The sequence below is a fragment of the Streptomyces sp. NPDC052101 genome (assembly GCF_040680235.1).
GTDB lineage: Bacteria > Actinomycetota > Actinomycetes > Streptomycetales > Streptomycetaceae > Streptomyces.
Genome location: NZ_JBFAWH010000037.1, coordinates 19,863 through 34,356, shown reverse-complemented (window position 1 = coordinate 34,356; position 14,494 = coordinate 19,863). Strand labels below are relative to the sequence as shown.

Sequence of the window (14,494 nt, the reverse complement as noted above, 5' to 3'; positions counted from 1 at the left end):
GAACCCGGCAAACGGTGACGACACCGGCAGCCGTACGGAACCCCCTTGCCCGGCGCGAGGGTTCCGTACGGCTGCCCTCCTCCTACTCCTTCGCCGTGGCCACCGTCACCGCCCGCACCCGAAGCGCCGCCCGCCCGGGAACCGCACTGGCCACGAGTGCGAGAAGACCGGCGACGCCGACGACGGTGACGTAGAGCAGGGGCGTGGCCGAGGGCGCCGCCCGGCCCGTCATCCCCACGCTGAACGCGGTGAGTACGGCGAGAGCGATACCGCTGCCGAGCGAGGTGGCGAGGAGCAGTACGGACAGCGCCTCGGTGCGCAGCATGCGCAGCACCTGACGGCGGGTCGCGCCGGCGAGGCGGAGCAGGGCGAACTCCCGGACACGCTCTGCGACCGACATGGCCAGCGTGTTGACGACGGCGATGGCGGCGAACGCCAGCACGAGCCCCATGGCGAGATAGTTGACCTCGGCGTTCGCCTGCTGACGGTCGGCCTGCAGGGTGTCGGCATCGGCCGGCGAAAGAATCCGCAGACCCGGGAACTCACGGAGCGTAGTCGCGAGTTGTGTCTGTGTACGGGTCGTGCTGACGAGGACGGAGGAGGCGAGCGGGTTGTCGACGTGGCGGGCGATGAGGTCGTGGTCGAAGGTGAAGTCGCCGAAGCCGAGACCCCGGGCATAGACGGCGGCGACGGTGAGCGTGGCGGGCGTCCCGTCGCCGAGGGTGAGTTTCAGGGCACTTCCGGGCTTCAAGTGATGCTGTCCCGCCGCCAGTTGGCTGACCGCGACCGTGTGCCGGCCGAGCCGGTCGAGGGAGCCGGCCGTGACCTGCGGATCCCAGGTGCGGGTCAGGCCTGCCGGGGTGAGGCCTTGCGCGGGGTACTTGTCGAGGCCGACGCGGACGGTCGTACGGACGACTTCGGTGGCGGTGTCGTGCCCGGCACGCAGCCTCTGCGCCGCCTCGCCGGGGACGCCGGGCCCCTGCGCGGCGACGACCCAGTCGGCTCGGACACCGTCCCAGACCTGGCTGCGGGCAGCGTCGGCGAGGGTGGACTGGACGAACAGGACGGTGCAGGTCATGCCGACGAGCAAGGTGAGGGGGGTGACGACGGAGGCCATACGGGCGGCGTTGCCGCGCAGATTGGCGGTGGCGAGGCGGCCGCCGTGACCGGTGAGCCGGAGCGGGCCGGCGAGCAGCAGCGCGGCCGCCTTGACCAGCAGGGGACCGAGCAGCGCGACGGAGGTGGACAGGACGACGACGGCGAGGAAGGTCACGGGAGTCGAGGCGGGTTCGGTGCGCAGGGAGGTGAGGACGGCGACGAGGACGACTCCACCGGCGAGAAGCAGCAGTCCGGCGACGATCCGGCCCCAGGCAGGACGACTCCGTTCGGTCCTGGCTTCGGCCAGAGCCTCGGCCGGGCGGATCCGGGCGATCCTGCGGGAGGCGATCCGGGCGGCGGCCCAGGCGCCGAGCAGGGTGGCAGCGAGGGCGGCGAGCGGCGGGAAGACACTGACGGTGTGCTCGAGTGTGGCGGGTACGGCGCCAAGGGCGACGAACCTGGAGTGCAGCCAGCCACCGAGCGGCAGCCCGAGCAGCGCGCCCGCCGTGCCCGCCGCCGCTCCGACGATCAGCGCCTCCCTGCCGAGCAGCTTGCGGATCTGTCCGGGCGTGGCGGCGATGGCGCGGAGCAGTGCGAGTTCACGGTGGCGCTGCTGCACGGTGAGTGCGAAGGTGCCGACGACCACGAGCACCGCCACCAGCAGCGAGGTTCCGCCCATGGCGCCGCCCATGCTGACCAGCCGGGTGCGGGCGGCAGCCGCGTCCAGGAACTCGACGGGGCCCCGGGCCGCTCCCGCGCTGACCTGGGCGGTGGTGCCGTGCAGCGCCCGCGCCACGGCGTCGCGCACCCGCTCGGGGTCGGCCCCCTGCACGGGCAGCACCCCGAAGGCGCTGACCTGCCCCGGGTGCGCGGCCAGCCGGCGGGCCTCGGCGGCGGAGAAGAAGAGAGACGTCTGGTGGCGTACGGCGGTGGCCGGGGCGGCGATACCGGTGATGCGATAGCTGCGCGGGGTCTGCGTCGACTGCAGGGTGAGCCCGTCACCGGGCCGCAGCCGGGCCCGTGCGGCGAGGTCGCTGTCGATGACCAGGTCGGCGCCGGACCTGGGCGCGCTGCCGGTGATCAGCCGGTACGGCGTCAGTGCGGCGGAGTCCCAGGCGTGCCCGTAGGCGGTACGGCCGCCGGTGCTGGCCGGGGACAACGGCTGGGCGAGGAAGTTGAGTTCGGGCACGACCTGGGCCACGCCGGGGACGTGGGCGAGTCTGGTCCGCAGCCGCTCGGAGAGCCAGGCGCGCTCGGCGATGGGCTTCGCCTTGTGCTTGACCTTGGTCTTGCCCTTCTTGTGCTTGACGGTGGTCTGGTGCACGTACTGGTCGCCGGAGACCACGACGGGTGCGGCGGCGTAACGCTCGGTGCGGATGGTGCCGCGCAGGCCGGTGTCGAGGAGGGTGCCGCAGGCGGTGATCAGAGCGGCCGCGCACATCAGCGCGAGAAAGGCGCCGAGAAATCCCGCCTTCCGGGCGCGGACTGTCCTGAGGGCGTATCGCAGCATCATCGGGCGGGCTCTCTTCTGTTGTACGCGTCGGCTGGGTCGTACACGGCCGGCCCTCGGGCGGGTGTGCGTGCCGTGGTCCGGAGCGTGCGTACAGACTCGCCCCGCCCGCGCCCGGGGGTCACTGCGGTGCCCTGGTGTCTTCGGCTGGGGTTAACCCCCTTGCGGCTCCTTGGAGTTCAGAGACCGGAGCCCTCGCCCCATCCGCCAAGCCCCCCGGCCCGAGGACTCAGAAGTCGCCTTCTCCGAGGAACTCCGTGTCCTCGCCCTCTTCCTCCAGAGCCCGGCGCACGACGCGGAGAGCCATGCCCTCGGGATAGCCCTTGCGGGCGAGCATGCCGGCAAGGCGGCGGAGCCGCTTGTCGCGGTCGAGGCCACGGGTGGCGCTCAGCTTCCGGTCCACCAGCTCGCGGGCCGTCGCTTCCTCCTGCTCGGAGTCGAGCTGGGAGACGGCCTCGTCGATGAGCGCCGAGTCGACGCCCTTGGTGCGCAGTTCCCGGGCGAGCGCCCGCCGCGCGAGTCCCCGGCCATGGTGCCGGGACTCCACCCAGGCGTCCGCGAACGCGCTGTCGTTGATCAGCCCGACCTCCTCGAACCGCGACAGCACCTCCTCGGCCACATCCTCGGGGATCTCCCGCTTGCGCAGGGCGTCCGCGAGTTGCTTGCGGGTGCGCGGGGTCCCGGTGAGCAGGCGCAGGCAGATCGCCCGTGCCCGCTCAGCCAGGTCCCCTGAAGACTCCCCCCGCTCGGCCCTCGACGAGGAAGGGGGGCCTTCGTCCTCACCGGGCGCGTCCCCGAAGCCGCGCCGCCGTCGGCCCCGCCCCCGGCCGCCCCGCGGGCCGACGCCATTGCCGGAGCCACGACCTGAGCCGCGGCCGGACGAGCCGCCCCCGTACGGCCCCTCGCCCGGGTCGCCCGGGTGGGCAGCGCCGGCGTCTTCCCCGTATCCCCCGCTTCCACGGTGGTCGCCGCGCCCGTCGTCAGCGTCGAAACCCGCGTAGCCGTCGTCCCTGTGTCCGTCGTCCCGGTATCCGTCGTCACCGCCCGGGGCGGGGTCCGGGTAGCCCCCGGCGCCCCTCCCCCGTGGGGCACCGGGGGTGGCGTACTCGTACTCGGCCCAGTCGGTTCGTCGTGTCACGGGTCAGCTCTTGGCTGCGGCGGCCTTGGGCTTGGCGGTCTTGGCGGCGGCCGGGGTGGACACCGTCTTGGTGTCGTCGGCGGCCGCGGTGGTGACCGCGGCGTCCGCGCCGGGCTCGACGGCGGGCTCCTCCGGCCGGACACCGACGCCCAGCTTCTCCTTGATCTTCTTCTCGATCTCGTTGGCCAGGTCGGGGTTGTCCTTGAGGAAGTTGCGCGCGTTCTCCTTGCCCTGGCCGAGCTGGTCGCCCTCGTACGTGTACCAGGCGCCGGCCTTGCGGACGAAGCCGTGCTCCACGCCCATGTCGATCAGACCGCCCTCGCGGCTGATGCCCTGGCCGTAGAGGATGTCGAACTCGGCCTGCTTGAAGGGCGGCGCGACCTTGTTCTTGACGACCTTGCAGCGGGTGCGGTTGCCGACCGCCTCGGTGCCGTCCTTCAGGGTCTCGATGCGGCGGATGTCGATACGCACCGAGGCGTAGAACTTCAGTGCGCGGCCACCGGTCGTGGTCTCCGGGGAGCCGAACATCACGCCGATCTTCTCGCGGAGCTGGTTGATGAAGATCGCGGTGGTCTTGGACTGGTTGAGCGCGCTGGTGATCTTCCGGAGCGCCTGGCTCATCAGGCGGGCCTGCAGACCCACGTGGCTGTCGCCCATCTCGCCCTCGATCTCCGCGCGCGGGACGAGCGCGGCGACGGAGTCGATGACGATGAGGTCGAGGGCGCCGGAGCGGACCAGCATGTCCACGATCTCCAGGGCCTGCTCGCCGTTGTCCGGCTGGGAGAGGATCAGGTTGTCGATGTCGACGCCGAGCTTGCGCGCGTACTCGGGGTCGAGGGCGTGCTCCGCGTCCACGAACGCCACCTGGCCGCCGGCCTTCTGGGCGTTGGCCACGGCGTGCAGGGTCAGGGTCGTCTTACCGGAGGACTCCGGTCCGTAGATCTCCACGACACGGCCGCGCGGCAGGCCACCGACGCCGAGGGCGACGTCGAGTGCGGTCGACCCGGTCGGGATGACCTCGATGGGCTCCTTGGACCGCTCGCCCATGCGCATGACCGCGCCCTTGCCGAATTGCCGTTCAATCTGCGCGAGCGCGGCGTCGAGCGCCTTCTCGCGGTCGGTTCCTGCCATGGGTTCCACCCGGTTTGCTTGAGTCGATCGCTTCACGTCAAAGACGCTAACGCCTGCCACTGACAATGCGCCCCGACGCAGGCCCAGCCTGTGGATAACCGAGGGGCTTCTCCCTGCAAAACGGGATGAAAGCCACTGCCGAGAGCTTCGCCTGCGCCCCATGAGAATGGATGTTCGATTTTTGTGTCAAGCGCATCACGGAGCACGGAGGCCAAGGTTCAGCGGGCCGAGACCGGGATCACCGCAGGGATCGTTCGGGATCTGCTGCGCGACCAGCACCCCGATCCGGCCGATCGCCCGTTGCGGCTCGGCGCGCGCGGCTGGGACAACCAGCTGTGGCGGCTCGGCGACGACCTGGCCGTCCGGCTGCCCTGGGCGACGCGGTCCGCGGACGTACTGCTGCGCAAGGAGTACGCCTGGCTGCCCGCCCTCGCCCCACGCCTTCCCCTGCCGGCCCCCGTCCCGCAGCGCCTCGGCGAGCCCTCCGAGCGCTTTCCGCGCCCCTGGATCGTCACCACATGGGTGCCGGGCGGGGCCGGGGCGGGCCGCTGGCCGAGCGCGCCGTGCAGTTCGCCGAGCGCCTCGCCTCGGCCACCGAGCTGGGGCTGATCCCCGACCCCGGCGCCGTACGCGCGGTCTGGGAGGACGCCGTCGCCGCGCCCGCCTGGACGGGTCCGGCCCTGTGGCTCCACGGCGACCTGCATCCGGCCAACGTCCCCACCGCGGACGGCTCTTTCTGCGGCGTGATCGACTTCGGCGACCTCTGTACGGGCGATCCGGGCCTGCGACCTCGCCGCCGCTTGGACACTCCTGCCGGACGGCGCCGCCGAGCGCTTCCACGGCGTCTACCGGCCCGCCCCGGACCCCGCGGTCCCGCGCCGCGCCGGGGCTGGGCGGTGCCGCAGCCCTCAGCGGCATGCTCATCGGAGAGGCCGGCGTCCACGGCCGCCCGGGCGGCGAGCCCAGCTGGGGCCCACCCGCCCGGGCCGCGCTGGGACGCCTTGCCGGTCGCCGAAGCGGTTGAGCAGGCGCCGTTGGCACAGTGGCTCTCGGTGTCCCCGGTCCGGCAACGGCGCCGCTACTCCCCGAGTCGTACCGCGGGTGCCTTCGGCCGGACGACGACCGCGGAGCCGCTCCCCGGGAGCCTTGGCCCATGGAGAATCCGCGCGTCGTCGACCGCCTCTGTCAAACGACAGGGCTGCTGCTCGTGCTGTCCGGTCTCGTGCACCTGGTGGTGTTCGCGGTCGACGGCGGCCCCTGGGACGGCCCCGTCTTCTGGCGCAAGCCCGTCACCTTCGGGCTCTCCTTCGGGTTGACGCTGATCGCGCTCACCTGGGTCACGTCGTACCTGCGCCTCAGCCCGCGGCTGCGCTCGGTGCTGCTGCTCGTCTTCGCCGCCGACTGCGTGGTGGAGGTCGGCGGGATCACTCTCCAGGCGTGGCGCCGGGTGCCCTCGCACCTGAACATGGAGACCCCCTTCGACACGGCGGTGTCCATGACGCTCGCGGTGGGCGGCGGTGTCCTCGTCGCCCTGCTCACGGTCTTCGCCGTGGTGTCCTTCCGGCACCGACCGGCGGGCCCTGCCGGCATGCCGCTCGCGATCCGCTCCGGGTTCGCGATCCTGCTGGTGGCGCTGGCCTCCGGGGCGGCGATGATCGCGCGCGGGGTCGTGCTGACGAGGACCGGCCACCAGGAGGCCGCCTACCACTCGACGGCCCCGCTCAAGCCCCTGCACGGCGTGAGCCTGCACGCCGTGCTCGTCCTGCCCGCGCTGGCCTGGCTGCTCTCGCGCTCACCCTGGAGCGAACGGACCCGCCGACGGATCGTGGCCGCGGCCGTCGGCTGTTACGCGGCGGCCGTCGTCGGCGCGGGGGTGTGGGCGGTGCTGACGTACTGAAGACAGGCAAGGCAGAACCGAAGCGGCGCCGGCCTACGACGACTCCTGCGGTTCCGGCTGTGGGGCCCGCGGGCCGCGTATGCGCGCCAGTACCCCGGAGCCGCCCGGCCCCCGGCCGCGTCGCCCGTGCACTCTCAGCTCGTCCGTGACGACGTACCGCTTCGCATACGCCCCCATGCGACGGGCAGCACGTGGGAGCCTGGGCGCTTCAGTGCCGCTCACCCGGCACGTCCATGACCGTGCAGACCACGCGCCACACGTCCTTCGCGGCCCAGCCGGCGTCCAGCGCCTCGTTCACCGTGTGCCCGTCCAACTCCGACATGACGTGATCGCGCGCGAAGGTGTCGGCGTACCCCGGACCGAAGTGTTCCGCCATCCGCTGCCAGAAGACCGTCAACCGCATGACTCCAGTATCCCGCCCCTGGGGGTGGGCCCCGGCAGGGAGCCCTTGCCGAGACCGCTTTCCGTCCTACGGTCTGACGCATGTCCGAAACAGGAGCTTCCCCACTCCCCTCCACGGCCCCGGCGCGGTCCCCGCTCTTCCGCGCCGAGCAGTTCGTGTGGCTCACCGCGCGCGTGCTGGAGCAGCGCCTCTTCGCGCACCACTTCCTGCACGGCACCCCGGACGCGGTGGAAACGGCACTGGACGCATACCGCAACGAGGACGGCGGGTACGGGCACGGGCTGGAGCCCGATCTGCGCGGCCCCGTGAGCCAGCCCCTGCACACCGCGCACGCGCTGGGCGTCCTGGACGCCATCGGGCGCTGCGGCGGGCAGCGGGTCGAGCGGGTCTGCCGCTATCTGACGTCGGTCTCCACCGCGGACGGCGCCCTGCCGGCGGTCCATCCCCGTCAGCGCGGCTATCCGACGGCACCGTTCGTCCCGGTCGTCGACGACCCTCCCAGCGAGCTGCTCGCCACCGGACCGGTGGTCGGGGTGCTGCACCGCAACGAGGTGTGGCACGCCTGGCTGTTCCGGGCCACCGACTTCTGCTGGCGGGCCGTGGAGTCCCTGGACAAGTCCCATCCGTACGAGGTGGAGGCCGCCGTGGCCTTCCTGGACTCCGCTCCCGACCGCTCGCGTGCGGAGGCCGCCGCGGACCGGCTCGGCCGCATGGTGCGGGAGCAACGGCTCGCGGCCCTGGACCCGGACCGGCTCGACGCGTATCCGGTGGCCTCCGGCTATGCCCCCGGCGAGCACCACTTCCCGCACGACTTCGCCAGGAGTCCGGAGTCACTCGCGCGCGCGTGGTTCACGGACGACGAGATGGCACGCTCCCTGGACCACCTGGCCGCCGAGCAACAGGACGACGGCGGCTGGCCGGCCCTTCCCCACTGTCCGAACCGCGGGTGGTACCCCCGGCGCCCATGGGCGCCGGCCCCCGCGCTGGAGTCACGTGCCCTGGTGACGATCGAGGCACTGCGCATCCTTCGGGCGTACGGCCGCTTCGTGGGCTGAGCCGTCCGGCATCGACGTCGGTCGGTCCGGCATCACCCACCGACGCCCGTACGCCCGCCGTCACCACCACGGCCGCTGCGACGACCATCAGGAACGGCGAGAGCAGCATCGGTCCGGGTTGACCATTCGCGCCCGCGATCACGTCGGTGCCGTGGTGGTGGGTGTGCGCGCTTCGCCGGCCGACGCCCACCCCTTTCCCCACCCGTCCGTTCCCCGCCCCACCCGTGCCCCGCCCCACCGGCGGCGACCGGGCCGCGCCTGCTCCTCACCGCAGGACGTTTTCCCAGGTCAGCACGATTGTCAGTGGCCGGGTGCAGGATGGACGCATGGTCAGCTCCGCACACCGAGCCCTCGACGGCTTCTCACCCGCGACCCGCGGCTGGTTCACGGGGGCGTTCTCCGCGCCCACCGCGGCCCAGGCGGGCGCGTGGCAGGCCATCGGCGCGGGCTCGGACGTGCTGGTGGTGGCCCCGACCGGCTCGGGCAAGACGCTGGCCGCGTTCCTCGCCGCCCTGGACCAGCTCGCCTCCACCCCGCCCCCGGCCGACCCGAAGAAACGCTGCCGGGTTCTGTACGTGTCCCCGCTGAAGGCCCTCGCGGTCGACGTCGAGCGCAATCTGCGCAGCCCGCTGACCGGCATCCGCCAGGAGTCCGTGCGCCTGGGCCTGCCCGAGCCCGAGGCCAGGGTCGGCATCCGCTCCGGTGACACCCCGGCCGCCGAGCGGCGCGCGCTGTCCACGCGTCCGCCGGACATCCTGATCACCACCCCCGAGTCGCTGTTCCTGATGCTGACCTCGGCCACGCGCGATGCTCTGACGGGCGTGGAGACAGTGATCCTGGACGAGGTGCACGCGGTCGCGGGCACCAAGCGCGGCGCCCATCTTGCGCTCTCCCTGGAGCGGCTCGACGAGCTGCTGCCGAGGCCGGCCCGGCGGATCGGTCTCTCGGCCACCGTCCGCCCGGTGGACGAGGTGGCCCGGTATCTCTCGCCGCGCCGCAAGGTGGAGATCGTCCAGCCGGAGTCCGGCAAGGAGTTCGACCTGTCCGTGGTCGTCCCGGTCGAGGACATGGGCGAGCTGAGCGGCTCCCCGGCGGCCGACGCGGGCGACGGCGCCGAGCGGCCGTCGATCTGGCCGCATGTGGAGGAGCGAATCGCCGACCTGGTCCAGTCCCACCGCTCCATTATCGTGTTCGCCAACTCCCGCCGCCTGGCCGAGCGGCTGTGCAACCGGCTCAACGAGATCGCGTACGAGCGGGCGACCGGCGAGACGCTGGAGGAGCATCACTCCCCGGCCCAGCTGATGGGCGGCTCGGGCGCGGCCCAGGGCGCGCCCCCGGTGATCGCCCGCGCGCATCACGGCTCGGTCTCCAAGGAGCAGCGCGCCCTCGTCGAGGAGGACCTGAAGGCGGGCCGGCTGCCCGCTGTGGTCGCCACGTCCAGCCTGGAGCTGGGCATCGACATGGGCGCCGTCGACCTGGTCGTGCAGGTCGAGTCCCCGCCCTCGGTCGCCTCCGGGCTCCAGCGCGTCGGCCGAGCGGGACACCAGGTGGGTGCCGTCTCCACCGGTGTCGTCTTCCCGAAGTACCGCGGTGACCTCGTCCAGGCGGCCGTGGTCACCGAGCGGATGCGCACGGGCTCGATCGAGTCCCTGAAGGTGCCCGCGAACCCGCTGGACGTGCTTGCGCAGCAGCTGGTCGCCATGACGGCGCTGGACACCTGGCAGTTCGACGACCTGCTCGCCATGGTCCGGCGGGCGGCCCCCTTCGCGTCGCTGCCCGAGTCGGCGTTCACGGCGGTCCTCGACATGCTCGCGGGCCGTTATCCGTCCGACGCGTTCGCGGAGCTGCGCCCGCGCGTGGTGTGGGACCGCGTGGCCGGCACGATCACCGGCCGCCCGGGCGCCCAGCGCCTCGCCGTCACCTCGGGCGGCACGATCCCCGACCGCGGCCTGTTCGGGGTCTTCCTCGCCGGTTCCGACCCCAAGAAGGGCGGCGGCCGGGTCGGCGAGCTGGACGAGGAGATGGTCTACGAGTCCCGGGTGGGCGACGTCTTCACGCTGGGCACGAGTTCCTGGCGGATCGAGGACATCACCCGCGACCGGGTCCTGGTCTCCCCCGCGCCCGGCGTGCCGGGCAGGCTGCCCTTCTGGAAGGGCGACCAGCTGGGCCGCCCGCTCGAACTGGGCCGCGCGGTGGGCGCGTTCCTGCGCGAGGTCGGCTCGCTGCCCAAGGACGACGCACGGCTGCGGCTGCTGGCGGCGGGCCTGGACGCCTGGGCGGCGGACAACGTGCTGTCGTACCTGGACGAGCAGCGCGAGGCCTGCGGCCATGTCCCGGACGACCGCACGATCGTCGTGGAGCGCTTCCGGGACGAGCTGGGTGACTGGCGGGTCGTCGTCCACTCCCCCTTCGGCGCCCAGGTGCACGCCCCCTGGGCCCTCGCCCTCGGCGCCCGGCTGTCCGAGCGGTACGGCATGGACGCGCAGGTCATGCACGCCGACGACGGCATCGTGCTGCGCCTGCCCGACGCCGACCTGATGGGCCTGGACCTGCTCGACCAGGCACCGATGAAGGCCGGCACGGAGTACGACAGCGAGCAGGCGCCCATCGGCGCGGGAGACGTCTCCTTCGACAAGGGCGAGGTCGACCAGATCGTCACCGACCAGGTCGGCGGCTCCGCCCTGTTCGCCTCCCGGTTCCGCGAGTGCGCCGCCCGCGCGCTGCTGCTGCCGCGCCGCAACCCCGGCAAGCGCACCCCGCTGTGGCAGCAGCGCCAGCGCGCGGCCCAACTGCTCCAGGTGGCGAGCGAGTTCGGCTCGTTCCCGATCGTGCTGGAGGCCGTGCGCGAATGTCTCCAGGACGTCTTCGACGTCCCCGGGCTCGTCGAGCTGATGGGCGACGTCGAGTCCCGCAAGGTGCGCCTGGTCGAGGTCACCACCCCGGAGCCGTCCCCGTTCGCCCGCTCGCTCCTGTTCGGGTACGTCGCCCAGTTCCTGTACGAGGGCGACTCGCCGCTGGCCGAGCGTCGTGCCGCCGCGCTGTCCCTGGACTCCCGGCTGCTGGCCGAGCTGCTGGGCCAGGCGGAGCTGCGCGAGCTGCTCGACGCCGAGGTGCTGACCGAGCTGGAGCGCGAGCTGCAGTGGCTCACCGAGGACCGCCGGGTGAAGGACGTGGAGGGCGTGGCCGACGTGCTCCGGTTGCTCGGCCCGCTGACCGACGCCGAGCTGGTCGCGCGGGGCGCGGATCCGCAGTGGGCGCATGAGCTGGCCGGAGCCCGCCGGGCCATCAGGGTCCGGATCGCCGGAGCCGACCACTGGGCTGCGGTCGAGGACGCGGGCCGGCTGCGTGACGCGCTCGGCACGGCCCTGCCGGTCGGTGTGCCCGAGGCCTTCACCGAGCCGGTCAAGGACCCCCTGGGCGATCTCCTCGCCCGGTACGCGCGCACACGCGGCCCGTTCACGTCGGCCACGGCCGCGGCCCGCTTCGGCCTGGGCGTGGCGGTCACCGAGGGCGCCCTGCAGCGGCTTGCCGCGAGCGGCCGGGTCGTCCAGGGCGAGTTCCATCCGGCGGGCATCGGCCAGGAGTGGTGCGACGCGACCGTACTGCGCCGGCTGCGCCGCCGCTCCCTGGCGGCCCTGCGCCATGAGCTGGAGCCTGTGCCGCCGGCCGCGCTCGCCCAGTTCCTGCCGCAGTGGCAGCACATCGGCAAGGGGCACGGTCTGCGCGGCATCGACGGACTGGTGCGCGCCATCGAGCAGTTGCAGGGTGCTTCCGTGCCCGCCTCCGCGCTGGAGAAGCTGGTCCTGCCCTCCCGCGTGGCGACCTACACACCCTCGATGCTCGACGAGCTGACGGCCGCCGGCGAAGTGGTGTGGGCGGGCGCGGGCGCCCTGCCCGGCAAGGACGGCTGGGTCTCCCTCTATCTGGCGGACGCGGCCCCGCTGTTGCTCCCGCCGCCCCACCCCCTGGAGCTGACCGCGCTCCACCAGTCCGTCCTGGACGCGCTCTCCGGCGGCTACGGCCTGTTCTTCCGCCAGATCACCGACCAGGTCCGTGCCACCACCCACCCCGACGTCACCGACCCCCAACTGGCCGACGCGCTCTGGGACCTGGCCTGGTCGGGCCGGCTCACCAACGACACCCTGGCCCCGATGCGCTCGCTCCTGGGATCCGGTCGTACGGCGGGCTCCACGGCCCATCGCGCCAAGCGCGCCGTCCCGCGCGGGCGTTACGGCTCCCTGACGGCCGCCGCGCGCACCGCCTCCCGTTCGGGCCCGCCGACCGTCGCCGGCCGCTGGTCGCTGCTCCCCGCGGCCGAACCCGACGCCACCGTGCGCGCCCACGCGCTGGCACGCACCCTCCTGGACCGGCACGGCGTGGTCACCCGCGGGGCGGTTGCCGCGGAGGGGATCGAGGGCGGCTTCTCGGCGGTGTACCGCGTGCTGTCCGCGTTCGAGGACAGCGGTCAGGCGCGGCGCGGCTATGTGGTCGAGGGCCTGGGAGCGGCCCAGTTCGCCATGGACGGTGCGGTGGACCGGCTCCGTGCGGTGGCCAGCGCCCACGAGCGCGGTGAGAGCCTGACCTCCCCGGCCCGCCAGGACGGCTTCCCCGCCCCGGGCCTCCCGGCCGGCTTCACCGATGCGGCCTTCCCGAACACCTTCGGCGCGACGGACGGCACCCCGCACGACCACGCACTCCCCGGCGCCTTCGACGGAAGCGACGGCGGATTCGCGCACCCGGGCCTCGACGGTGACTTCACCTGGCCCCCGGCGGACCCCTCGCCCTCCCCCGGCGACCATGTCTCCCCCCGCGACCTCGCCGACCCCTTCGCCTCCCCCGGCTACGGCGGCTCCCGAGGAGGCGGAGCGGGCGGCTACGGCTCACCGCCCTACCGGGCGTACGGCAGCGGGCGTATGGGCACGGCCGGGCCCGACCCCCGTGCCGTGGTCCTCGCCGCGGCCGACCCCGCCAATGCCTACGGCGCGGCCCTCTCCTGGCCCGAGCCGCCGACCGGTGCCGGACACAAGCCGGGCCGCAAGGCGGGCTCGCTGGTCGTGCTGGTGGAGGGGGAGCTGACGCTGTACATGGAGCGCGGCGGCAAGACCCTGCTGGCCTGGCCCACCGCGCCGGACACCGAGGCCCCGGACGATCCCCGTCTGCGTACGGCGGCCGAGGCCCTGGCCGCGGCGGCCCGCGCGGGTACCCTCGGCACGGTCACGGTCGAGCGGATCAACGGCGCCCAGGCCCTGACCTCCCCCATGGGCACCCTTCTGGAAGCCGCGGGTTTCGTGGCCACGCCGCGCGGCCTGCGGCTGAGAGCGTGACCGCCGCCGAGCGTCCGGGCACCGCCGTCGTGCGCCCGCCTCACCCGAGCGTGGCACCCTGGACGCATGCCCGAAGGTGACACGGTCTGGCAGGCCGCAAGGCGGCTGCACGAGGCCCTCGCGGGCACGGCGCTGACCCGCAGCGACTTCAGGGTGCCGAAGTACGCGACGGTCGACCTCACGGGTCGTACGGTGCTCAGCACGATCCCGCGCGGCAAGCACCTGCTCACCCGGTTCCAGGGCGGCCTGACCCTGCACACGCATCTGCGGATGGAGGGGGCCTGGAAGGTGTACGGCACGGACGAGCGCTGGCGCGGCGGCCCGGCGCACCAGATCCGTGCGGTCCTCTCCACCGCCGACCGTACGGCCGTGGGCTATCGCCTCCAGGTCCTGGAGCTGTTGCGTACGAGCGAGGAAGAGCGGGTCGTCGGCCACCTGGGCCCGGATCTGCTCGGCCCGGACTGGGACCCCGAGCGTGCCCTCGCCAACGTCCTCGCCGACCCCGCCCGCCCGCTCGGCGAGGCCCTGCTCGACCAGCGCAATCTGGCCGGCATCGGCAACATCTACAAGAGCGAGCTGTGCTTCCTGCTCGGTGTCACCCCGTGGCTGCCGGCCGGTGCGCTGCCCGCGGACCGCGCCGAGCAGCTGCCCGTGCTCGCCAGGAAGCTCCTGGAGGCGAACCGCGACCGCCCGGTCCGCCAGACCACGGGCCTGCACCGGCACGACCTGTTCGTCTACGGCCGCGCACCCCGCCCCTGTCTGCGTTGCCACACCCCCGTCCGTGCGGCCGACCAGGGCGACGGCTCACGGGAGCGCCCCACCTACTGGTGCCCCACCTGCCAGACGGGCCCCGCCCCCGGCTCACCGCAGAGCCGGCGAGCCCGCCACCCCCGCCGCGCAGTCTGACGGCGCGAGCCAATGGCCGCTTCCCGCTAATT

General features: G+C 73.4%; 8 protein-coding genes and 1 pseudogene. 5 read left to right on the top strand and 4 right to left on the bottom strand.

The features are described 5' to 3' along the window. Positions 1–82: 82 nt before the first annotated feature. The 3 genes from AB0L75_RS37550 to recA form a co-directional block, all read right to left on the bottom strand. Positions 83–2,611: an ABC transporter permease gene (locus AB0L75_RS37550; RefSeq protein ID WP_365190507.1), complete on the bottom strand. Its 2,529-nt coding sequence runs from the start codon at positions 2,609–2,611 to the stop codon at positions 83–85. Between the two features lie 226 nt (positions 2,612–2,837). Then, positions 2,838–3,746, bottom strand: coding sequence for a recombination regulator RecX (gene recX, locus AB0L75_RS37545; RefSeq protein WP_365190506.1), 909 nt, complete (start codon positions 3,744–3,746; stop codon positions 2,838–2,840). A gap of 3 nt (positions 3,747–3,749) precedes the next feature. After that, complete coding sequence (recA, locus tag AB0L75_RS37540; RefSeq protein WP_365190504.1) at positions 3,750–4,877, bottom strand: recombinase RecA; 1,128 nt, start codon at positions 4,875–4,877, stop codon at positions 3,750–3,752. Between the two features lie 237 nt (positions 4,878–5,114). On the opposite strand from recA, the pseudogene AB0L75_RS37535 reads away from it, so the two are divergent. Both AB0L75_RS37535 and AB0L75_RS37530 read left to right on the top strand, forming a co-directional pair. Beyond that, positions 5,115–5,901: pseudogene (locus AB0L75_RS37535) on the top strand (phosphotransferase). A 129-nt stretch (positions 5,902–6,030) separates the two neighbouring features. Beyond that, positions 6,031–6,774, top strand: coding sequence for a hypothetical protein (locus AB0L75_RS37530; RefSeq protein ID WP_365190503.1), 744 nt, complete (start codon positions 6,031–6,033; stop codon positions 6,772–6,774). Between the two features lie 208 nt (positions 6,775–6,982). On the opposite strand, the gene AB0L75_RS37525 is transcribed toward AB0L75_RS37530, so the two are convergent. Beyond that, a complete protein-coding gene (locus AB0L75_RS37525) occupies positions 6,983–7,177 on the bottom strand; it encodes a DUF3046 domain-containing protein (protein WP_365190502.1) in 195 nt (64 codons plus the stop codon). Positions 7,178–7,257: 80 nt separating this feature from the next. On the opposite strand from AB0L75_RS37525, the gene AB0L75_RS37520 reads away from it, so the two are divergent. The 3 genes from AB0L75_RS37520 to AB0L75_RS37510 all read left to right on the top strand — a co-directional run bounded on the left by AB0L75_RS37520 (position 7,258) and on the right by AB0L75_RS37510 (position 14,462). Further along, entirely contained in the window at positions 7,258–8,232 is a 975-nt protein-coding gene (locus tag AB0L75_RS37520; protein WP_365190500.1) for a hypothetical protein, read from the top strand. Between the two features lie 326 nt (positions 8,233–8,558). Further along, the gene (locus AB0L75_RS37515) at positions 8,559–13,556 is read left to right on the top strand and encodes an ATP-dependent helicase (RefSeq protein ID WP_365190498.1); all 4,998 of its coding nucleotides are present in this window, start codon (positions 8,559–8,561) and stop codon (positions 13,554–13,556) included. A 66-nt stretch (positions 13,557–13,622) separates the two neighbouring features. After that, a complete protein-coding gene (locus tag AB0L75_RS37510; RefSeq protein ID WP_365190496.1) occupies positions 13,623–14,462 on the top strand; it encodes a DNA-formamidopyrimidine glycosylase family protein in 840 nt (279 codons plus the stop codon). The last annotated feature ends 32 nt before the right edge of the window (positions 14,463–14,494 follow it).